Origin of the sequence: uncultured Algibacter sp. (genome assembly GCF_947487605.1) — a bacterium.
GTDB lineage: Bacteria > Bacteroidota > Bacteroidia > Flavobacteriales > Flavobacteriaceae > Algibacter_D.
In genome coordinates this window covers 321481-345124 of record NZ_CANKXK010000002.1, presented here as the reverse complement: position 1 = coordinate 345124, position 23644 = coordinate 321481, and the positions used below count along the sequence as shown (strand labels likewise).

The following is a 23644-nucleotide window of genomic DNA, read 5'->3' as shown; positions in this document are numbered from 1 at the left end:
TTAACGAACATCAATTAACGATTTTTGAATTATTGCTCTTAGATGTTTTGATGCTAGCTACAAAAATTGAAATAAGTTGATTATTTTCATCCATAGCTTTTATTATTTTTTCTTTATTTCCCGTATATAAATTAGCTCTATAAATAATTCTCAAGCAATTGTGGCTTTCTCTTAATTCTTTTAGACAAATACCCATTTTATGGACAAAATCCTTATGAGATTCTGCACTTCTTGCTTCTCCATAATTTAAGGCAGGTGATCCCGAAGAACGAATTAATTGATTTCCATAATAGTTCCCTGTATAATTTTTTTTCACATCTTCAATTATACCTATTATAAAAACTGCAAATTCAATTACTCTTTCCTCTAAATCGTTCGTTTTCATTGTGTTCTTAATTCAAGTATCGTTAATCCTTGTTCGTTAAGCAAGTTTCTCCTCTACCAGTCTTTTTCGGTCTTTACCTTAACACCTTTTTGCTTTTCGGCATTCATTTTTTCTTGAACTTTTTGTTCTTGATTATTCATAGCCTCTAGCAAACTCTTAATTTGTTGTGGCGATAATTGTCCAGGTTGTGGTTTAGGTTTTTGCTGTTCTTTTTTCTCATCCTTATCGCCTGCTCCTTTATCTTCTTTTTTATCTTTTTCGTCTTTAGGCTCGCCATCCTTATCTTTTTCATCATCACCTTCTTTTTTATCTTCTTCGCCTTTATCGTTTTTGTCTTCTTTATCCTCTCCTTCTTTGTCTTTATTATCCTTATTCTCTTGATCTTTGTTATCGTCCTTGTTTTCTTTATCGTCTTTGTTTTGATCTTTTTGTTCTTCTGCACAAATTTTAGCTAAACTCAGATTATAGCGAGTTTCATCGTCTTTCGGGTTGTTTCTTAATGCATTTTTAAAAGCTTCAACCGCTTCCTTGCATTTTTTGTTTTTCATTAAAATATTCCCAATATTATGGAAAGCCTTGTGCTTTTCGCTTTTTGAAGTTGTATTTTTTATAGCTTGTTGATGGCGATATAATGCTTCTTCATAATTTCCTGATTCGTAATAGGAATTCCCTAAATTGTATACGCCAGCAACACTAGTTGGTTCGTTTGAAAGCGCTTTTCTATATGCCATTTCTGCGGAAACAAAATCTTCTTCTACTAACTGATTCCCCTCGTACACATAATTATTTGCCTTTTTTAATGCAAGAAGTTCTTCTTTCTCTTGAGCAAAAGAAATGCTTGTGATAACAGAAATTAATAATAAAATTAAATGTTTCATTATGTCTTAATTATGCACTCTAAGATATAAAACCTTGATTTTTTGTTAGTTAAAAATTTTATAAATTCTCATTAAATAAATTCAACTTCTTTAACCATGCTGTTTTTCGGTCTAGAAGGAAAATATCCAACACCAAAAAGAAAATGACAAAACCTAAAAACCATTGAAACTGATCTTTAAAATCGGCAAATTGCTTCGCTTCAAATTCGGTTTTATCCATGTTATTCAAAATCTCTCGAATTGCTTCTACAACATCATTAGTGTTTTTACCGTTTATATAAGCTCCGTCTGCCTCTTTTGCTATGTTTTGCAAGGTTTCTTCGTTTAATCTTGTAATAACTGTCTCTCCTGCATTGTTCTTCTTATAACTAATTACTACACCGTTTCTTTTCTCTGGAATGGGACCTCCCTTAACATCACCTACGCCAATAGTAAAAATTCTTATGCCTTCGTCATGTGCTTGTTCTGCTACTACAGCAGCTTCTTCACTGTGGTCTTCTCCATCTGAAATAATAATTAAAACACGATTGGTTTGCTCCTCATCATCAAAATAAGTCCTTGCTAAATTAATCGCTTCATTAATTGCGGTTCCTTGAGAAGACAACATATTGGTATTCATGTTTTGTAAAAACATTTTAGCCGATGCATAATCTGTAGTTATAGGCAATTGCGGAAACGCTTTTCCTGCATAAGCAATTATACCAATGCGGTCGCTAGCCAAATTATTGACTATTTGTGTTACCAGTTGTTTCGATTTCTCCAGACGATTTGGCGCAATATCTTCGGCTAACATACTTTTTGATACGTCTACAGCAAAAACGATGTCGACACCCTCGCGTTTTACGGTTTCTAATTTCGTACCAATCTTTGGGTTCACTAATGCTAAACTTAAGCAGGCAAATGCCAAACTTAACAACCCTATTTTTAAAACAGATTTGAACAACGATTTATTAGGGCTTAATTTTTTAAGCAATGCCTTGTCTGCAAACTTTTTTTGTGCATTATATTTCCAGGCTTGCAGCACCAAAAAGAATAGGATTATAACAGGAATAATTCCTAAAACCCAAAACCATATTTTCTCATCTAATTGATACACTTTCTAAATGTTTATTTGTTTTTTGTGGAATCGTTTATCCCCAAATAATCTATCCTATTCGTTAATTAAAATATATTAAACAAAGCTTCTAAAAAAGGTGAAACGTAAAAGCAGTTCTAAAAGTAATAACAAACCAGCTAAAATGGCTAATGGTCTATACTTTTCCTCATAATTATAAAACTTAAACTCTTCTATTTCTGTTTTTTCAAGTTTGTTAATTTCTTCGTAAATCTCTTCTAATTTTTTATTATTTGTCGCTCTAAAATACTTACCGCCTGTAACTTCAGCAATTTCTTTTAGCAATGCTTCGTCTATTTCTACCTGCACACGGCTATATTGAAAATCGCCATTTGGTAAAATCGCTACAGGAGAAAGCGCCATACCATTAGTTCCTAAGCCAATAGTGTATGTTTTTATACCATATTCTAAAGCTAGTTCACTGGCAATTTTGGGGTCTATAAAACCAGAATTATTAACCCCATCTGTAAGCAAAATAATAACCTTACTTTTTGCCTTACTATCTTTTAGTCGATTTACCGAAGTCGCCAAACCCATACCTATGGCAGTTCCACCTTCTATAATGGTATTATACTTTATACTTTTTAGTGAGCGAAGTACTATTGCCTTATCACTTGTTATTGGCGTTTTTGTGTAGCTTTCTCCAGCATATTCTACTAGCCCAATGCGATCGTTAGGTCGTCCTTTTATAAAATCTGCAGCTACATTTTTTAACGCTTCTAACCTGTTTGGCGATAAATCTTTAGCCAGCATACTTGCAGAAACATCAATTGCCATAACAATATCTATTCCTCGAGTTGTTTTGGTTTTAGTGGATACGTCTACCGTTTGAGGTCTTGCCAATGCCATAATTAATAAAGCCAAAGCTAATAATCTTAAAACGAATAAGCCATGTCTGAATTTAGGCAACAATGAATTTGTAAGTTTAAATCCTTTTAAACTAGGTATTTTAAGTTCTGCTGTTTGCTTTTTGTATTTAAATAAATACCAAACTACAACTAATGGTAGTATTAAAAATAACCAGAAAAATTCCTTATTTAAAAATTCAATCCCTTCTAACATCATTCTTCTGCAGGTTTAAGTTCTACTGAATTTATAATACGTTCAATTATTTGATCGGCATACACATCATCTTCTGGACTAGTCATTATAATTTGTTGCAGTACATTTTCTGAAGCAAATTGAAGTAAAACATATTCTGCATTGCGTAATTCTTCTGAAGCAATTCCTGGTATCTTCATTGTTCCAGATGTTTTTAAACCTTCAGCACCATTAGGTGTCGTAAATTTATCTCTTAAAACAACAATATCTTTTGCTCCAACAGCCTCCATGTTTTTAATAGCACTTTCAGAGATAGCTTCAAGATTTAATTTATTATCACCAGAATTTGGATACGTTGTTGTATTAACTGTAACACTAAAAACATCTAGTAATGTTCCATACATAAATGAAGACATTTTTACCTGACCTTTCATTTGATCAGGCATTGGTAATTCTGTACGTTTCAATACTTTTGGAGTAGTGATGGTTACTGGAGGAAATCCGTACTCACTCGTAACCCAATCACCTTCTAAAAGCTCAATGCTATCGTGCCCAATAATTGTGTCTTTTACATAGTTAAATCCATATTTTATTGAGAAGCCAGCAAAAGTCATCATAAGTAAAAGCACGCCTATAACTATGGTAATAATGGTTTTTTTGCGCTTCTTTTTACGTTCTAGCTCTTCTCTATACTTTTCATCTAGAAGCTTTTCTTCTTCAGTTGGTTCAGGCAACGCTTCTTTTACATGATCAATTTCTACATCAATCGTATTTCGATCTAACTTAGCCAACTCAATATCTGGAGCAGACTTAGCAAACTTTACTAAATCGGCTCTTTTTAAAATGCTTTCTAAGTTTTTAATGTCATCCTTACTAATATCAACTTGATTCCCTTCTTTAAGTAGTTTAAGTCGTGAAATAAGTTCATCTGTCGTACTTTCCAAGGCACGATCATAAACTTTTTCGTCTAGATACTTTCTAATAATAAACGTAAGCTCAGAATAATATTCTTTAATTTCTTGATGCTCTAAATAATGGGACTCATCTAGTTTCTTTAATGCTAATTTTGCCCTGTCATAAGGAGGGAGTAAGGCTATTTGTTCGGCTTCTGTTAATGGTTTTTGCCTCCAAATAAACCAATACATAATAAAAGCTATAACGCCTATTATTAAAAGAGTAACTAACAAATATTTCCACCAATCGCTCCCTTTTTTGTTTACTTCAATTATTGGTTTGATGTCGTAAAGTCCTTGTTTGGCAGTGTCTACAACAACATTATTAACTTCTACTTTTAGAGAATCTGTAAAAAAGGTTTTATCTCCAATAATTATTTTTTGACGCGGAATAGTATACGCACCAGAATCGAACTGGGTTAATCCATACTTTTTAATAAGGTTATACTTATCATTATTTTTTAAAGTATCTGTTTTATAAGATTCAATCATTTCTAGAGGTGAAAATGTTTGTCCCTCTGGAAAAACCACCAAACTAGTTGTATCTATTTCTACTTGGATACTATAAGTAATTTGTTCTCCAATTTTTATGGCTGTTGAATCGATTACTGATGTTACTTGGGAAAATGAAAATATAGACAGAAGTATGAAGATAGAAGACAGAAGTAAGTTCCTTTTAAAACTTTCATCTCTCTTTGATGTATAATTCATAAATCTAAAATCGTTATTCGTCATTCTAAAAATCTTTTTACCCTCTTCTTTTAAAATATCCTAACAATTTTTTCACATAACTCTCATCAACTCTACAGTCAATAGTTCCAGCTCCTGAACGCGAAAAACTTTCCTTGTAATAAACTACTTTATCTTGATAAAATTTGCCATAATTTTGTCTCACCTTTTTAGATGATGTATTTACTAGCATAAGTTCGCCTGTTTCTTCGTCTTGCATTTGTACCATTCCCAAATTTGGAATGTCTTCCTCTCGCTTATCATAAACTCGAATGCCTGTTACGTCATGTTTTCCTGAAACAATTTTCATGGTATGTTCGTAATCATCTGCAATAAAATCTGATAGTACAAATACAATTGCCTTCTTTTTCATAACATTGGTTAGAAACTTTAAGGCTTCGGCTACATTAGTATGTTTACTTTCTGGCTTAAATTCTATAAGTTCTCGAATAATTCGAAGTACATGAGAACGTCCTTTTTTTGGCGGAATAAAAAGCTCGACTTGATCTGAAAATAAGATGAGTCCAATTTTATCGTTATTTTGAGTAGCTGAAAACGCCAAAGTCGCAGCTATTTCGGTAACTACTTCATTTTTAAACTGAATAGATGTTCCGAATAACTCAGAACCAGAAACATCTACCATAAGCATCATTGTAAGCTCTCGTTCTTCTTCAAAAACCTTTACATAAGGTTCGCTATAGCGAGCTGTAACATTCCAATCGATACTTCTTACATCATCACCAAATTGATACTGGCGCACTTCGCTAAAAGTCATACCGCGTCCTTTGAAAGTAGAATGATATTCTCCTCCAAAAATATGATCAGACAAGCGCCGTGTCTTAATCTCAATTTTTCGTACTTTTTTTAGTAATTCCTTAGTATCCATCTATTCAATTATCGATTGTAGATTTTTGATTTACGATTTCAGAAATCGTTATTCGCTATTCTAAAATCTAAAATCCTATGGTACTTCTATCTCGTTCACAATTTTATTAATGATGTCTTCTGAAGTGACATTCTCTGCTTCTGCTTCATAGGTTATACCTATTCTATGTCTTAAAACATCATATACCACAGCTCTAACGTCTTCTGGTATAACATAACCACGTCGTTTAATAAAAGCATAACACTTAGCAGCAGTTGCTAAATTAATACTTCCACGAGGTGATGCTCCAAATGATATTAATGGTTTTAAATCGGCAAGTTTATATTTTTCAGGATAACGCGTTGCGAAAATAATATCCAGTATATATTTTTCAATTTTTTCGTCCATGTACACTTCTCTCACTGCCTTTTGGGCGTTAAGTATTTGTGCTATAGATACCACAGGGTTTACTTTTTCCCAAGCACCTTTCATATTGGCTCTCATAATTAATTGTTCCTCTGCTATTTTAGGATAATCAATTACGGTTTTTAACATAAAACGGTCAACCTGTGCTTCTGGCAAAGGGTATGTTCCTTCCTGCTCAACTGGGTTTTGAGTTGCCATTACTAAAAATGGTTTATCAAGAGTGAATGTTTCGTCTCCAATAGTCACTTGTTTTTCCTGCATAGCTTCTAATAAAGCCGATTGCACTTTTGCTGGTGCCCTATTAATCTCGTCTGCTAATACAAAGTTTGCGAAAATTGGCCCTTTTTTAATGGAAAAGTCATTAACCTTCATGTTATAGATTAATGTACCTGTAACATCTGCAGGTAATAAATCTGGTGTAAACTGGATTCTACTAAAACTCCCGTCTACTGCCTGAGCCAGTGTGTTAATTGCTAGTGTTTTTGCCAATCCTGGCACACCTTCTAATAATATATGCCCTTGTCCTAACAACCCAATAAGTAAACGTTCGACCATATGTTTTTGGCCAACAATTACTTTATTCATTTCTAAGGTAAGTAAATCAACAAAAGCACTCTCCTTTTCAATTTTCTCGTTAATTGTCTTAATATCAATTGTACCTGTTTCTTCCATCATTATTTTTTTAATTCAAAGCCCGAATATACTGCCCATATTTGAGCATTGCAAATTGTTAAAATTTTTAATCAAATCTTGTTAACATTTGGTTAAAATATTTCATCAACCCCGTTAATTCTAGGTTAAAAAAAAGAGCTGCATCAGTATGATACAACTCTTTAGCATTTTTTATGTTTAATTCTCTAGAATTAAGGCGTCATTTGAAGTTCAATATTTCCTAAATCGGTAACTTCTGTTGGCTTTACTTCAACATTATTCATCATATATGTTTCTAAACCTGACCCTTCGGCAGGTGTTAAAGTAACAATATACGATCCTGGAGGTACATTTTCAATAAGAAAAACACCATTTTCATCGGTAGTAGCACTTAAAGTTTCGCCGCCAACCTCAACGGAAGCTGTAACCACTGCATCGCCTTCATTAGTAATTTTTCCAGTAATAGAACCTGGTTTAAGCATAAGTTCAATAGGATCTGCTATAGTGGTAATTTCACCATTAAAAACCACAACATCCGTTGCACTGCCATAACTATAAATTGAATTATCATCTTCTGGCATAACAATGACGTCATAAGTTCCTGCTGGAACACCCCACAAAGCAAAAGCACCTAAATCATTGGTATAAGCTGTGATTTCGAAATTGCCATCTGGATCGCTTACCAAAACTTTAGCTATAGATGGCACATCTGTAGGAGAAACTGTTCCTTCAATAATTCCAGAGCTTGCTTCAGCACTTGCATAAAGCACAGGTTTTAAAATAATATTCCCTGAATTACCTGCATGAACAATAGATTTATCGACATCGAAATCTAGAACAAAATCATAAGTAAATCCTTCTTCAATAAGGGCATCAATTTTTACTTTCAATCCAGACTGTTGTCCACTTGGTGTTTTAAGATCATATTCTGAAGGATCTTCGCCTTCTTCATTTTCAATAACAATAGTATTTCTATCTCCTAACACCAATCGCATTTGGCTTAAGGTTCCTGCTGGAATAGGAAATCTTTCTACTAAAACTTTACTCACACCACCAGTAAACTCGAGTAAATTAACAATATCACCTTCTGCCTTTAGAGACATCCAACCGTTATCATCATCGCTATCATCATCCATTTTAATCATAACATCAAGAACGTCTACATTCACAGCTTCGTAATCTCCTGGGCTATCAACTAATCTCACGGAAATAGTTGGAGCACCTTGATTAACACTTGAAGATTCTGAATCGTTGCAAGAAATTAAAAATGAAAGAAATAGTAACGGTACAATTAATTTAAGTTTGCTTAACATATTCATAGTTTAATTTTTTATATACTTCTATTTACGTTTAAATTGATTCATTCGGATTACTAATTCCAGAAAAAAGTCCAAATATTAACTATTAAAATGTAACTTTATTGTTCAAGATTTTAATTAATATTCCACTATTAAGAACAACAATATATTATAAACAATGATACTGAATAATAGTTGCTTAAAGTATTTTTATATGTGAATGGTATAAAAAAATATATAAGTCGCAAAGCCTATCGATAAAGAGTAATTTATTACGATGAAGAAAACAAAAAAAGTAGCCCTAATTACAGGCGCAACCAGTGGTATTGGTCATGCTACAGCATTCGAATTTGCTAAGCAAGGAATAGATTTGGTGCTATGCGGACGCAGATTAAATAGACTAGAAACTATACAAAAGGCTTTAAGCAAATTGGCTAATGTGCATATCTTAAATTTTGATGTAAGAGATAAACTGGACACCTTTAAAGCTATTGAATCACTTCCCGATAAGTTCAAAAGTATAGACATTCTTATTAACAATGCAGGTAATGCTCATGGATTAGACCCTATTAATGAAGGAAGTATTGACGATTGGGATGCCATGATGGACATAAATGTAAAAGGACTACTCTATGTAAGTCGGGCTATTATACCAGGAATGACTGCTCGAAAATCTGGTCATATAATAAATATTGGATCTTCCGCTGGAAAAGAAGTTTACCCAAAAGGCAATGTGTATTGTGGTAGTAAACATGCTGTTCTAGCTATAACCGAAGGGATGCGCCTTGATTTAAATCCATATGGTATTAAAGTTGGCGCTATAAACCCAGGATTGGTAGAAACTGAATTTTCAAAAGTTCGATTTAAAGGAGATAAAATTGCCAATACGGTATACCAAGGTTTTAAAGCATTACAAGCACAAGATGTTGCAGAAGTAATCTACTTTGCTGTGTCGCGACCAGCACATGTAAATATAGCCGATGTTTTAATGTTCTGTACTGCTCAAGCTAATAGTATAATTGTGAAAAAGGAATAATATTAAGATGAGATTGCTGCCTTAGCAGGAATGACAATTATGATTAACAAACGCCTACTTATTAAACACCTCTTAGCTCATAATGACGAGAACAGTTTTTATGATAAAAAGCGTAAAATAGATATTAGCCATAAAGAAGGTAAGGCTAAATTCTTAAAACATATTTGTGCACTCTCTAATAGTAACCCAAAAAACAATTCTTATATCGTAATAGGAGTTGAAGATGAAGACAACAACATTATAGGGGTTGATTTTTTTGATGATAGTAAAATTCAAAACCTCATTAACGCCTATTTATCAAATCCGCCAATTGTACAATACGAAAACATCCCATTTCCGCATCTACCTGACGATAAAGTAGTTGGCCTAGTTACTATTAGACCAATTGATGAAATAACCTCGCTAAGAAAAAACATATGGAAATATTATGGAGGTTCGGTTTTTTTTAGAGATGGTAGCATGAGCATGCCTAAAGTTTTTGATATTGAAATTAAAGACATCAATTCCAGTATTGTTTCAGCTATAGAAAATCATGCTCAAAATAATATAGAGCATACTTTAAATGGTGTTTTTGATTTTATGAACAAACGGGTGGATTACAATCCACAATACAAAGTTTTTAAAGAATACTTTGTTGTATGTTGGGCTGGTCAAAAAAAAGAAGTAAAAGATGAAACTTTTTTCTCCCGGGTAGATATTGAATTAATAAATGAGCAAGTAAGATTATTTTTTTCTGCGCTAGATGAAGTCTCAATTTCATTTAATGACGATACATTTAAAATTGTTGAGTATGTAAATCTAGGTCTTCAAAACACGAATAAATATTATCAATTAGAAGAAACCATTATAAAATTTGAGAATAATGCTAATTACAATATTGAAACAAAGCTTTTATTTGAAGCACCGCAATTTGATAAAAAAACACTTTTTCATATTTATAACAATAATAACGCCATTCTTAATAAATTGAAAAAGGGGTTAGTTTTTACAAAAAATGAAGAAAAGGATTTAAACAACTTACCTATAACCTATTTAATTTGTTACCTCAATTCTTTTCCTAATGCTATTGACAAGCTTAATGAAGCAAAACCATATTTGAAAACTCATAGTGAAGCTATATATAATCTTTATAAAGAAACCATGCGCATACTAAGAAAAGTAAAATACAGTTAGTTTTACAGTAATATTACATTAAATTAACATTTGTTAATTTATTATACTTACATTTGTATTGCTATTAATCTTTTATGAGATAGACCTTGCTAATTTTGGGAAACTGAATTTAAAGCAAGGTTTTTTCATTTTAAATAAAATCGAGATGTTTAAAGGATTTATTTAGCACTTTTTTATCATCTACCTCTAGCCATTTGTCTAAAACGGTGGCATAAATGGTTCTAAAATCTATTTCAAATTTCAAATCGCCATTTGCATCTAAATCGTTTAAGTTTGCCATATTGTTGTACAAACCTTGTTTTTTTAATTGATCGCCTATAATAAATACATTGTTTGCTGTACCGTGGTCAGTACCAGAACTAGCATTTTGATTAACACGACGCCCAAATTCTGAAAAGGTTAAAATTAGCGTATCTTTAAACATATTATTTTGTTTTAGGTCTTGAACAAAAGCTTCAATGCTTTCTGCATAGGTTGAAAGCAATTTTGCTTGTCTGTTATGTTGCGAAGTATGTGTGTCAAATCCATTTAAAGATCCATAAAACACCTTGGTTTCTAAGCCTGAATTGATAAACTGTGCGGTGGTTTTTAATTGTTTGCCAAACGCATTATTTGGATATTCTTTTTTACTTCTAACCGTTTTACTGGTTTCATAGATATATTTCGCAGAAGATTGCGTAGCAATCATAGACTTGTATAAATATCCTAAATTATGTTCGCTTAAATGGGCATCGGTTTGATGCTTATGGATGTTCTTAAAATAGGGGTCTTTTGATAGCTTATATAACACATTGGCGTCTTGGGTAGCCATGGCATTTTTGGTTTCGCCTTTCATGGCTAAAGACAAACTATCGTCTATTTCTATAGCGGTATGTGGCTGTTTTCCATAACTATCTAGATAACGTCCTATCCATCCGCTTTGAGAATACTCATTAGAATCAACAGCGGTTTGCCAAATATCCATAGATCTAAAATGTGATCGGTTTGGGTTTGGATACCCTACATTATTAATAATGGTTAAATGCCCGTTATCATACAAACGTTTTAAAGGGGTTAAGCTATTGTTTAAACCAACCTCATCGGTAAGTTTGATGAGTTTATTGGATTTTAGCCCTATAGTTGGGCGTGCTTTATAATATAAATCGTTTTGAAAAGGAATTACAGTATTTAGCCCATCGTTTCCTCCAGATAATTGTATAATTACTAATCGTTTGTAGCCTAGACTTTTACTTGCTACCTGCTCAAAAGCTTTAACAAAGCTTGGAACAAAAAATAAACTACTGGCTAAGGATGACTGTTTTAAAAATTTTCTTCTGTCCATAATTAACACATTTGATATTCAGGTAACGACATGAGTTGTACACAATACTCCTGTTTAGAAGTTTTGTTCAAGGCATCTAAATACGCACTTGCATTTTCACTTAATGGACAAGCCAATATATGATGCTTTAAATCATTTATATTAACATTTTTAAACTGCTTATTAAAATAACTCCAGTTACTTTCAGTTTTAAAACGTTTGCCTGCGCCTTTTTCAAACCTTGCTTTTTGCATAGCCATCATATTATCATCTTTACCGCTTGGTATTTTAGAAATGTAAGCATTATTTAAAAGGATGGATGGTAATTTTAAACGCATAACAATGGTATTACTGTCAATCCAGTTTTTTCCACCTTTCCAGCCCGCTACATTGGGTGGGTTAAACAATATTTGCCCCAGTACTTTTTGTAGGTATAATAATTGTTTTGGGTTATTAAATTTAACAGGAACAAATGTTTTTAAACCTACCAAAAATTCAATAGGCGATTTTATTTTTGTACCTATATTTTTTTCTTCATAAAACCAGTCTGAAAGTAATATAAAGCGCATAAGGTTTTCAATGTTATAATCTGCATAAAACACTTCTGTCATGCCATTTACATGGTTTTCATCAATAGTGTCATTTACAAAATAGCGGTATATTTTTCCACAGATATACTTCGCACATTGTTTTTTTTCTAGAATGAAATCAATAATATCATCCCCTTTAAAATGGCCTGTTTTATCAAAAAATGTTTTAAGTCCTGTATCATGAAGGCGTTCCCTAAACTTAAATTCTCCCTCTAAGTTATGACCATACCCTGTAAAGGCTTTGGCACTTTCTTTAATATCTTGCTCGGTATAATTACCCACGCCTAAAGTAAATAACTCCATCAATTCCCTAGCAAAATTCTCGTTAGGTTTTTGCTTTTTGTTTTGTTTGGTGTTCAAATATTTAGTCATAGCTGCTTCTTTAGAAATAGCTACAACAAAATCTCTAAAACTTCCTAAGGCATGTGTGCGTAATGTATTATGAAACTGCTGGGTGTAGATGTAATTATTGTCTTCACAAACAAAATGATTTGCCCAAAACAAAGTCATTTTTTCTCTCAATAATTCTTTTGGTTTTGCAAGCCTCTCAATCCATGCTGCATTTAATTCTTTGGTCTTACTTCTACTTAACGTTTGAATTTTTTTTCTGTTGGCTTTTCGCGCTTCATAAGAGTCAACCATTAATGCTTCAAATTCAGTAGTATCTAACTCTAAAGGTGTTATGGTTTCTGAAACTTTAAAAAGTTGATTAACAACCTGCTCTTTACTTTTTTTTGAAAGGGTTTCAAGTTTAGTGGGGGTAATACCAAAACCTATCCGCCAATATAAATGTTGAATGTGTTTGCGCTTCATATTTTAAAATTTAGGAAAGAGGGATGGTTTGCTTACTTGGACTACATTTTAGTAAAAAGGTTTAATTTGAGTTTTGAAGATACAAAAAAACCGTTTCTTAAATTGAAACGGTTTTGATATTTAACTTTTAGATTTAAGTAATTATTTACCACCATCTAATTCGTCTTGCCATTTTAGAAGAGCTTTCCAATTACCTTCGTAAGCCATTTTAGCTTGCTCTGGCCATGTGCCTGGGTTATGGATTTTAAAGCGTTCTCCTCCAGAATCTAATACACTTTGACATTTATCAACTGTACATTCTGATAGCGCTTTCCATGTTTTTACATCATGATTGTGGAATAATTCTTGAATTTTTGGGCCAATACCTTCAACAACCGTTAAGTCATTTTCTTTAATGCTTTTTCCAAAAACTGCTTTTGCTGCTGCGGCATCAAAAGGTAATAAAGCTACCGAGGTAGATGCCAATGATGATGCTAATGAGGCTTTCGCTGATTTTAAATCGCCTTCTAAAGAGATTTTACTTAGTTTGCAGGCGTCTAATTCTGTTTGTAGTTTTCCAATTTTATTACTGTAATCGTCATGATCTCCACCTCCTAAAAGTTTTCCTAATAAGTAACCTAATAATGCGCAAATAGCACCGACTAATAATGGGATTAATATACACCAATTCATAATTTTATATTTTTTAAGTTGTTAGTTTATTGTAATTACTGTTCTTCTGTTTTGTGACTTTCCTTCGTCTGTAGCATTATCGGCAATGGGTTCTGCTTGTCCTTTAGAAGATGTTTCTATGTTGCCCTCTAAAATGCCGTTTTTAATTAAATAACCTTTGGCAAAATCTGCACGTTGTTGACCAAGAACAACATTGTTTGTTGCATCTCCAGTATTATCTGTATGCCCAACGACTTGAACTTTTACGCCTAATTTATCAACACAATGTGAAATGTCAGCTATTTTTTGACGTTGTTCAGAAGTTAATGCTATTGCAGCTTCTCCTGTTTTAAAATGAAGTACTAATGGGTTTGCTCTAACAGCGTCACAACTTTTTTCTAGAGCTTCGATATATGAAGTATCTGATGCATCAGTAGTAAGCATCCCAAATTCAAGTGGTCCAAATAGCGTGCGATTATTATCTGGATTAATGGCATCGTTTAATTTGCCGTAAGTATCAATTTGTTTAGAAGCTACACCGTGTAAAACTAAATAATTCTTAACCGAATTTGCTCGTGCTAACCCTAAATTTGGATAGGCTGAATTATTGACTTCATCACTTTTATAAAACCCTGTTATTTTTAGTGTTTTTGAAGGGTTTGCAAATAAATAATCTTTAAGTTTTAAAACCCCATTTTCTACATCTCCAGAAACTGGCTCTAAAATTGAAAAATTTGATGTTTTAAAGTTGAAGTTGTTATTTAACTTTAAATTAAAGTTGCCATTTGCATCACTAATCATGAATGCATTTTTAGTGGCTTCTTTAATGTTTGGTGTTAAAACACTTTTAGTCTCATCTTGTTTGTGTTTACAACTTTCTTCACTACAGCAAACACTGCAACATAGAAAATAATACAAGATTGTACCGAGAATAATAGTGAGCAGAATTCCTAAAAGATAGGATGTTTTTTTACTCATTTTATTATAGTTTATGGTTAATGAAAATATAAGTGCCTACGAGATAACACTTTAAGCTCACACAATAAGAACCATAAAAACTAAAAAAGTCACATTTCTTGAAATGTGACTTTAAAATACTCGTAACTTATCTTAATCTTATAAGTCAAATTTTATACCTTGAGCTAAAGGCAATTCATCAGAATAATTAATTGTATTTGTTTGTCTGCGCATATAGACTTTCCAAGCATCAGAGCCTGATTCTCTACCGCCTCCTGTTTCTTTTTCGCCACCAAAAGCACCTCCAATTTCGGCTCCAGATGTCCCTATATTTACATTGGCAATCCCACAATCTGAACCAGCATAAGATAAAAATTTCTCAGCCTCTTTCATTTCGTTAGTCATAATGGCTGAGGATAAGCCTTGAGCAACACCATTTTGTTTAGCAATAGCATGTTCTACTTCACCTGAATATTTCATTAAGTATAAAATAGGCGCAAAAGTTTCGTGCTGTACAATTTCAAAATGATTTTCTGCTTCTATAATTGTTGGTTTTACATAGCAACCAGATTCATAACCTTCACCTTCTAAAACACCACCTTCAACTAATACATTTCCGCCTTCATCTTTTGCTTTTTTAATAGCAGCCAAATAGGTGTTTACAGCATCTGTATCAATTAAAGGCCCAATATGATTTTTTTCATCTAAGGGGTTACCAATTGTTAATTGTCCATAAGCACCAACAATTGCATCTCTTACTTTATCGTAAACAGATTCGTGAATAATCAATCGTCTTGTTGACGTACAACGTTGTCCGCAAGTTCCAACCGCACCAAATACAGCACCAGGAACAACCACTTTTAAATCTGCAGAGGGTGTAATAATAATAGCATTATTTCCTCCTAATTCTAACAACGATTTCCCAAAACGTTCAGCTACAGTAGCACCAACAATACGTCCCATTCTTGTAGAACCTGTAGCCGACACTAAAGGAATACGAGCATCAGTCGTCATCATTTCTCCAACTTTATAATCACCATTGATAATACATGAAATACCTTCTGGTAAGTTATTTTCTTTTAAGATTGCTGCAATAATATTTTGACAAGCCACAGCACACAAAGGTGCTTTTTCAGAAGCTTTCCAAACACATACATCACCACAAATCCATGCTAAAGCAGTATTCCACGCCCAAACCGCTACAGGAAAATTAAATGCAGATATAATACCAACAACGCCTATGGGATGCCATTGTTCTCTCATAACATGTCCTGGACGCTCTGATGGGATGGTTTGCCCGTTTAGCTGTCTTGATAAACCAACAGCAAAATCACAGATGTCAATCATTTCTTGAACTTCGCCATAACCTTCTTGTAGAGATTTCCCCATTTCATAAGAGACTAATTTCCCTAGTGGTTCTTTTAAGTCTCTTAATTTGTTTCCAAATTGACGTACTATTTCGCCACGTTGTGGTGCTGGTATATCTCTCCAAGATAAAAATGCGCTACTAGCAGCATCCATAACTTTTTCGTAATCTGCTCTGGTAGTCGTTTTTACTTTCGCTATTAATTGACCATCAACAGGTGAATAACTTTCAATAATTTCTCCACTAGAAAAATTATTTGCCCCTGTAGAGGTGCCTTCATTTACAGCTTTTATCCCTAAAACTTTAAGTGCTTTATCTATACCAAAACCAGTCGCTATCGTATTCATTAATTATTGATTTGTTATTTATATCGAAATTATTTGCGAATATACTAATTAAAAGTATTTTTTGTTAAAATTTATATATTTTTAAATAGGCTCCTTAGCTTGTTAAATATTGTGTTAGACTTTTTTAAATCAAGTATTTGTTCTAGGCATCCTAGACAATAATTACCATGAACATCATACAACTTTAGAAGACTTGTTTTTTAAGAACACTTTAACAGTCCTGAGAATCTAAAGAACATTGTTCTAGCGTAAATTAATTAACGAGATTCTACCTACGCTTTCGTTTTTTAAGTAATTTGTTCATTCTAAATTTCATCTTCATGTCATTAAAAAAGTGTTTTGCTTTCGTAGTGTTTATTGCGTTGGCTGTTTCGTGTAAAAAGAAAGCCGTAGAAACCGATAATCTTTTCAAATTCCGAGATTATATAAGTTACACCACATCAGGAATAACTTCTGTAGCAAGTCCTATTCAAATTAATTTAGCAAACGAAGTTGAAGGCTGGGAAATGGGACAAGAAATCACAGATAACATCGTGAGCATTAAACCTCATGTTGAAGGTAAACTAACGGTCGGCAACAAACATACATTACTATTTAAACCTGATGAACATTTAGAGTCGAATACGGAATACACAGTTATTGTGAAGCTAAACGATATTTATAAAAACATGCCAGATGGGTTTAAAGATTATACCTTTCAGTTTAAAACCATTACACCAAGTTTTAATATTGAAACCAACCATTTACAATCGTATAGTAAAAATTGGCAATACCTTGAAGGAGTTATAAAATCGGCAGATGTTATTTCAATTAAAGAAGCAAAAACATTGGTTGAAGCCTCCCAAAATGGTAAAACATTAGCACTGGTTTTTAATGAAGCAAACACAAGCTCAAAGCTTTTTGAATTTAAAATTGACAGCATTAATCGAAAAATTGAAGACGATAAAATCCTTGTAAAATGGAACGGAATAGCCATTAAAGCAGATAATGAAGGTGAAAATACTGTTTTAATTCCAGGGATAAATAACTTCACGATTGTTGAAACTAACGTAACGCAATCTCCCGAACAACATTTATCCATCAACTTTTCAGACCCGCTTAAAAAACAGCAAAATTTTGATGGGTTGGTGTCTATTCAAAATATTAAAAACCCTAAATATGTTGTGGATGGAAATGTGTTGAAAGTGTATCCCGATGCCAAATTGGTGGGCAATATTCAAGTAGATGTGTTTCAAGGCATAAAAAATACAGAAGGTTATAAATTGAAAAAACCATTTTCTGAAACCATTGCTTTTGAAGATTTAAAACCACAAGTAAAACTAATTAGTAACGGTACTATTTTACCAAATTCTGAGCAATTAAAATTTAATTTTGAAGCGGTTAATTTAAGTGCGGTTGATGTTCGTGTGATTAAGATTTTTGAAGATAACGTGCTTCAATTTTTGCAAGACAATAACTTAAACAGTAATAATACATACGACATCAAAAAAGTTGGCAGACGCATTGCAAAACAAACCATTCAACTTCAAACTGCAGCAGAAAACACAGGAAAATGGAAAGCGTATAGTATCGATTTATCCAAATTTTTTAAAGCAGATGCTGGAGCCATTTATCGCGTGGAATTAAGCTACACCAAAGGGTATTCCTTATACGATTGTGAAGCCAATGCAAGTATTTCAAATTTTGAAAATGATGATTACGATGACTATTACGAGGAAGATTATTATGAAGGCGATTATACCGAAATAGATAGTAAAGATGAAGAATTACGAGAGGAAGCCTATTGGGATAATAAAGCCTATCGTTACAAAAATTATGTTTACAATTGGCGCGAAGAGCAAAACCCATGTCATGATGCTTATTACAATGAGCGTAAAATAGTGTCTCAAAATTTACTCGCTTCAAACTTGGGTGTTATTGCTAAACAAGGGGCAAATAACTCGTATTATTTTGCAGTTACCAATATTTTAAATACCAATTCAGAGGCAGGTGCAAAAGTTGCTATTTACAATTTTCAGCAGCAAGAACTGGCAAGTAGAACTACAGACGAACAAGGCTTAACATTAATTGATTCTGATAAAAATGCTGCATTTGCCATTGTTTCAAAAGGAAAAAACACTACGTATGTAAAACTTCATGATGGGAATTCGTTGTCGCTTAGTAAGTTTGATGTCTCTGGACATCGCCTACAACGCGGACTGAAAGGCTATATTTATGGCGAACGTGGTGTTTGGCGACCTGGAGACACCTTGCATCTAACCTTTATGTTGAATGACAAGGCGAACAAACTTCCAAAACGGCATCCTGTAAAACTAGAAATAACCGATCCTAATGGGAAATTGGTTTACAAAAATGTAACTGCTGATAACTTAAATAACTTCTACAAGTTTACGGTTCCCACATCTTCAGAAGGTAAAACAGGAAATTACAATGCCAAAATTTCTGTTGGTGGTGCCAACTTTTATAAAGGCTTAAAAATTGAAACCGTAAAGCCAAATCGTTTAAAAATTAAGGTTGATTTTGAAAATGAAATACTTTCAAATAACGCTCTTTTAAAAGGCGATTTAGATGTAAAATGGCTTCATGGCGCTCCAGGAAAAAACTTAAAAGCTGAAATTAAAGCGAAATTCACTTCCGCTTATACCGCTTTTGAGAATTATAAAAATCACACGTTTAATGACCCAACACGGAAATTTAATACTGAAGAAATTAATGTGTTTGAAGGTAAAGTGAATGAAGAAGGCTTAGCATCAATAAACAAAAAACTAAACTTAGGCAAAAACGCTCCAGGGATGCTTAATGTGCAATTTTTAGTCCGTGCTTTCGAAAATGGTGGTGATTTCTCTATGGATGCGTTTACCAAAAAATATGCGCCCTACAGCTCGTTTGTTGGTTTGCAATCACCTAAAGGAAATGCTTATGGCTCATTTTTTACAGATGAAAACCAAACCTTTGATGTGGTTGTGGTTGATGAAAATGGGAAACCTATTAAGCGTAATAATCTCGAAGTAAAAATTTATAAAGTAGAATGGCGCTGGTGGTGGAATTCGTCTTACGATGATTTGGCGAGTTATGTATCTAGTAGTTATCACAGACCCTACAAATCGTTAAAAGTGAATACAGATGCTATTGGAAAAGCTATCTTCAATGTGAAAATTCCAGATAATGATCGAGGACGTTACCTCATTAGGGTGGTTGACCCAGTAAGTGGACACGCTACTGGAAGAACAGCATATTTCTATAAAAACTGGTGGCAAAAAGCACCATCTTCTGATAAAGAAGCTGCTAAAATGTTGGTCTTTTCTGCGGATAAAGAAAACTATAATGTTGGCGAAACTGCTAAAGTAACGTTTGCTTCTGGAAATGAAGGTCGTGCTTTGGTTAGTATTGAAAACGGCACCGAAGTTTTGGATTATAAATGGGTAAAAACAAGTAAAGGCGAAACTACGGTTGACATTCCTATTACCAAAGAAATGGCACCAAATGTGTTTGTAAATATTTCATTATTACAACCACATGCCATTACTGCAAACGATTTACCTATTCGTTTATATGGCGTTATTCCTATTATGGTTGAAAACCCAGATACAAAATTGTACCCTGAATTAAGCATGCCAGATAAATTACGTCCTGAGCAAACTTTTGAAGTGAAAGTCTCTGAAAAAAACAACAAAGCCATGACTTATACTATTGCTATGGTTGAAGAAGGGCTGCTAGATTTAACCCGATTTAAAACCCCAAATGCATGGCATGAGTTTTATAAACGTCAAGCACTTGGAGTAAAAACTTGGGATGTGTTTGATGATGTTATTGGGGCGTATTCTGGAAGCATCGACCAAGTATTTGCTATTGGAGGCGATGGAAGTGCCACAGGAGGTAAAAACAAAAAAGCAAACCGTTTTAAACCTGTAGTTACTTATTTAGGACCTTATAAATTGGATGCAGGAAAAACTAAAACGCATCAAATTAAACTACCAAATTATATTGGTTCGGTACGTACTATGGTGGTTGCGGGAAACAACACTAATGAAGCTTACGGAAGTACCGATAAAACTGTTGAAGTAAAAAAACCGCTCATGGTTTTAGCAACGCTTCCGCGGAAGTTAAGTCCAGGTGAAAAAGTAACTTTACCTGTTACTGTTTTTGCTATGGAACCCAAAGTGAAGCATGTTAATATCAGTTTGAAATTAAGTGATGGTATTTCGGTTGTTGGAGAGAAATCAAAAGTGTTGAGTTTTGCGAAACCTGATGAGCAAATGGCGTATTTTGAATTGGATGTTAGTAAAGCTAAGGGTATTAATACCGTTGAAGTAATTGCAACAGGTAATGGCGAGAAATCGACTTATAAAGTGGAGTTGGATGTAATAAATACTAATCCAATAACCTCAAAAGTATTGGATAAAACCTTGGTTGCAAATGCATCTGAAATGCTAGACTTTTCAACCTTTGGAGTTGCAGGAACAAATTCGGCAACCGTTGAGTTTTCAACATTGCCTCCGATGGATTTTAGCAGAAGATTACAATATCTAATCCGTTATCCTCATGGGTGTGTGGAACAAACCACATCAAGTGTGTTTCCGCAATTATTTTTAGCAGATATTTTTGATTTAACCTCTGATAAAAAGAAACAAATCCAGACGAATGTTGAAAATGGCATCAAACGTTTAGGACATTTTCAGCGCGCACATGGCGGACTCAGCTATTGGATTGGAGAAGCTAGTGCCAACGATTGGGGTACCAGTTATGCGGGGCATTTTATGATTGAAACCGAAAAGAAAGGTTATGTGTTACCATTAACGTTTAAAAGTAATTGGTTGAAATACCAAAAACAAGCCGCTAGAAACTGGCGACCGAGTTATAGAACTTATAATTCTGATTTAGCACAAGCGTATCGATTATATACTTTGGCTTTGGCTGGCAGTCCAGATTTAGCAAGTATGAACCGACTTAGAGAATTCTCTGAAATTTCAAACGAAGCCAAATGGCGATTAGCTGCAGCTTATGCTTTGGCGGGGCAGAAAGAAGCAAGTGATATCATTTCGCAATCGGCCAACATCAATTTTAAGCCGCAGCGTTATAATTATTATACCTATGGCTCAGTAGATAGAAACCGAGCAATGGCATTAGAAACTATGGTGTTAACTAAAAATTCTAAAACCAGAGAACTGGCTGAAAGTATTGCTAGAGATTTATCAGGCAACCGATGGATGAGTACCCAAACCACAGCTTATAGTTTGTTAGCCATAGCAAAACTAGTAAACGCTAATGGCGGAAAAGCTTTAAAAGTGAATTATACTATTAACGGAAAAACCGAAAGTATAGATACTAAAAGTGCGATTGCGCAACGTGAATTACAAATTGTTGACGGTACTAATAATTTAATCTTTACAAATACTAAAGATAACGTGGTTTATGTTCGCGTATTGAATTCTGGAAAATTACCACTTGGACAAGAATTGGTTGAACAGCGTGGATTAAGTGTTTCTGTACAATACAAAGATTTAAAAGGGAACAAAATTGATATTTCAAAATTGATGCAAGGTCAAGATTTTGTAGCTACGGTAAGCGTGAGTAACTTAAAAAATGCATCGGTTAATGATGTGGCGTTAACACAAATTTTTCCATCGGGTTGGGAAATTGTAAATACGCGTTTTACAGCTTTTGGGAATACCACCACAAGTGCCGCAAGACATACCGATATTAGAGACGACCGCGTGAATTTCTATTTTGATTTACCCGCAAAAGGCAAACATAGTACCAAAACGTTTAATGTGATGCTAAATGCCTCGTATTTAGGAACGTATTATTTACCAGGCGTACAAGCGGAAGCGATGTATGATGATGAGTTTTTGGTACGGACTAAAGGGAAGTGGGTTGTGGTTGAGAAGTGATATATTCCTGCAAATGCAGGAATCTTACCCAAAGTATTATACTATTAATTAACTTGAATTTGTCAGAAAAAAGAGATAAATTCGTTTGCCGTTGGATTAAGTCATTAAAACAACGCATATTCGCTTAGTTACCGGTCATTAATAAAACACAAAAAAATGAAAATAATCAAACTTCTTCCGCTAATGCTCTTCATTTTAGTTCTTACAAACTGTGAGGATTGGAATTCTAAAGAGGTCACAGAAAACAAACCACCAGAGACTAATAGAGAGTATTATCAACTTAAGGTCTACACCTTTGATTCAGAGGACCAAGTAATTATAACTGATAAGTACCTTAAAGAAGCTTATTTGCCTGGGGTAAAAAGGTTGGGCATAAATAATATTGGTGTATTCAAATTAAGACCTACAGATACTGATACTATTCAAAAAACGTATGTATTAACTCCTTTTAGTTCGATTGAACAATTAATTAACCTTGAAGATGAACTTAATAGCGATGAACAATATTTAATAGCTGGAAGCGATTATTTAAATGCATCTTATGAGCAAGAACCTTATGAACGAATTGAGTCAACAATAATGTTTGCTTTTAAAGGCTTTCCAGCAATGAGACCATCTACATTGAATAATCCAAGAGCAGAACGAATCTATGAATTACGGAGTTATGGATCGCCTACCGAAACATACTTGAAAAATAAAGTCGAAATGTTTAATGATGCTGGAGAAATAAAACTCTTTGAGCGTCTCGAGTTTAATGCAGTTTTTTATGGAGAGGTCATTTCGGGCTCTATAATGCCAAATTTAATGTACATGACTACTTTCTCTAATCAAGTAAGTAGGGATAAACATTGGGAAGATTTTGTTGCTTCTCCTGAATGGAAGGAAATGAAAGATATTTCTAAATACCAAAACAATGTTTCTAAATTTGATATAACTTTCCTTTTTCCTACCGAATATTCAGATTATTAATTGTTCATATAAATGGGGGGAAACGAACTTTTTCAAAAAATAAATCCACCTTTAATTATATAAAACAATTTAGTAGATAAGTCGCGTTAGGGATTGAACGGCATGTTTGAAATCCGCGACGCAGGAGGGATTGAGTAATGAAATATTTATATTCATGAATTCATTAGTTTAAAGTAAAAGCCAATGAGTAAAGCCCGACCTTTGAGGAAAC

General features: G+C 33.6%; 17 protein-coding genes. 4 read left to right on the top strand and 13 right to left on the bottom strand.

Annotated elements, in window-relative coordinates; translation table 11 throughout:
• Positions 1–10: 10 nt before the first annotated feature.
• The 8 genes from Q0739_RS03800 to Q0739_RS03765 all read right to left on the bottom strand — a co-directional run bounded on the left by Q0739_RS03800 (position 11) and on the right by Q0739_RS03765 (position 8361).
• Positions 11–385, bottom strand: a complete 375-nt coding sequence (locus Q0739_RS03800) for a four helix bundle protein (protein WP_298237364.1) — start codon at positions 383–385, stop codon at positions 11–13.
• Positions 386–438: 53 nt separating this feature from the next.
• Positions 439–1263 (bottom strand): tetratricopeptide repeat protein, encoded by an 825-nt coding sequence (locus tag Q0739_RS03795; RefSeq protein WP_298237363.1) that lies wholly within the window; start codon positions 1261–1263, stop codon positions 439–441.
• Between the two features lie 58 nt (positions 1264–1321).
• A complete protein-coding gene (locus Q0739_RS03790; protein WP_298237362.1) occupies positions 1322–2359 on the bottom strand; it encodes a VWA domain-containing protein in 1038 nt (345 codons plus the stop codon).
• 75 nt (positions 2360–2434) lie between these two features.
• A complete protein-coding gene (locus tag Q0739_RS03785) occupies positions 2435–3439 on the bottom strand; it encodes a VWA domain-containing protein (RefSeq protein ID WP_298237414.1) in 1005 nt (334 codons plus the stop codon).
• The gene (locus Q0739_RS03780) at positions 3439–5106 is read right to left on the bottom strand and encodes a hypothetical protein (RefSeq protein WP_298237361.1); all 1668 of its coding nucleotides are present in this window, start codon (positions 5104–5106) and stop codon (positions 3439–3441) included. Before Q0739_RS03780 ends, Q0739_RS03785 begins: the two co-directional genes overlap by 1 nt.
• 13 nt (positions 5107–5119) lie before the next feature.
• Positions 5120–5986 carry a DUF58 domain-containing protein gene (locus Q0739_RS03775; protein ID WP_298237360.1) on the bottom strand — a complete coding sequence of 289 codons (867 nt, stop codon included), beginning with the start codon at positions 5984–5986 and terminating at the stop codon, positions 5120–5122.
• A gap of 75 nt (positions 5987–6061) precedes the next feature.
• Positions 6062–7063, bottom strand: coding sequence for a MoxR family ATPase (locus tag Q0739_RS03770; RefSeq protein WP_298237413.1), 1002 nt, complete (start codon positions 7061–7063; stop codon positions 6062–6064).
• 191 nt (positions 7064–7254) lie between these two features.
• Positions 7255–8361 carry a DUF4382 domain-containing protein gene (locus Q0739_RS03765; RefSeq protein WP_298237359.1) on the bottom strand — a complete coding sequence of 369 codons (1107 nt, stop codon included), beginning with the start codon at positions 8359–8361 and terminating at the stop codon, positions 7255–7257.
• Between the two features lie 256 nt (positions 8362–8617).
• On the opposite strand from Q0739_RS03765, the gene Q0739_RS03760 reads away from it, so the two are divergent.
• Together Q0739_RS03760 and Q0739_RS03755 are read left to right on the top strand one after the other, a co-directional pair.
• Positions 8618–9376 (top strand): SDR family NAD(P)-dependent oxidoreductase, encoded by a 759-nt coding sequence (locus tag Q0739_RS03760; RefSeq protein WP_298237358.1) that lies wholly within the window; start codon positions 8618–8620, stop codon positions 9374–9376.
• A 39-nt stretch (positions 9377–9415) separates the two neighbouring features.
• Positions 9416–10549: an ATP-binding protein gene (locus Q0739_RS03755; protein WP_298237357.1), complete on the top strand. Its 1134-nt coding sequence runs from the start codon at positions 9416–9418 to the stop codon at positions 10547–10549.
• A 130-nt stretch (positions 10550–10679) separates the two neighbouring features.
• On the opposite strand, the gene Q0739_RS03750 is transcribed toward Q0739_RS03755, so the two are convergent.
• The 5 genes from Q0739_RS03750 to Q0739_RS03730 all read right to left on the bottom strand — a co-directional run bounded on the left by Q0739_RS03750 (position 10680) and on the right by Q0739_RS03730 (position 16573).
• The gene (locus Q0739_RS03750) at positions 10680–11870 is read right to left on the bottom strand and encodes a DUF1501 domain-containing protein (protein ID WP_298237356.1); all 1191 of its coding nucleotides are present in this window, start codon (positions 11868–11870) and stop codon (positions 10680–10682) included.
• Between the two features lie 2 nt (positions 11871–11872).
• On the bottom strand, positions 11873–13252 hold the full coding sequence (locus tag Q0739_RS03745; protein ID WP_298237355.1) for a DUF1800 domain-containing protein: 1380 nt from the start codon (positions 13250–13252) through the stop codon (positions 11873–11875).
• A gap of 141 nt (positions 13253–13393) precedes the next feature.
• Entirely contained in the window at positions 13394–13924 is a 531-nt protein-coding gene (locus Q0739_RS03740; RefSeq protein ID WP_298237354.1) for a hypothetical protein, read from the bottom strand.
• A 21-nt stretch (positions 13925–13945) separates the two neighbouring features.
• Positions 13946–14881, bottom strand: a complete 936-nt coding sequence (locus tag Q0739_RS03735) for an OmpA family protein (RefSeq protein ID WP_298237353.1) — start codon at positions 14879–14881, stop codon at positions 13946–13948.
• A gap of 138 nt (positions 14882–15019) precedes the next feature.
• On the bottom strand, positions 15020–16573 hold the full coding sequence (locus Q0739_RS03730; protein WP_298237352.1) for an aldehyde dehydrogenase family protein: 1554 nt from the start codon (positions 16571–16573) through the stop codon (positions 15020–15022).
• Positions 16574–16893: 320 nt separating this feature from the next.
• Here Q0739_RS03730 and Q0739_RS03725 point away from each other — a divergent pair, with 320 nt between their 5' ends.
• Both Q0739_RS03725 and Q0739_RS03720 read left to right on the top strand, forming a co-directional pair.
• Positions 16894–22464 carry an MG2 domain-containing protein gene (locus tag Q0739_RS03725; RefSeq protein WP_298237351.1) on the top strand — a complete coding sequence of 1857 codons (5571 nt, stop codon included), beginning with the start codon at positions 16894–16896 and terminating at the stop codon, positions 22462–22464.
• A 156-nt stretch (positions 22465–22620) separates the two neighbouring features.
• Positions 22621–23433, top strand: coding sequence for an NIPSNAP family protein (locus Q0739_RS03720; protein ID WP_298237350.1), 813 nt, complete (start codon positions 22621–22623; stop codon positions 23431–23433).
• The last annotated feature ends 211 nt before the right edge of the window (positions 23434–23644 follow it).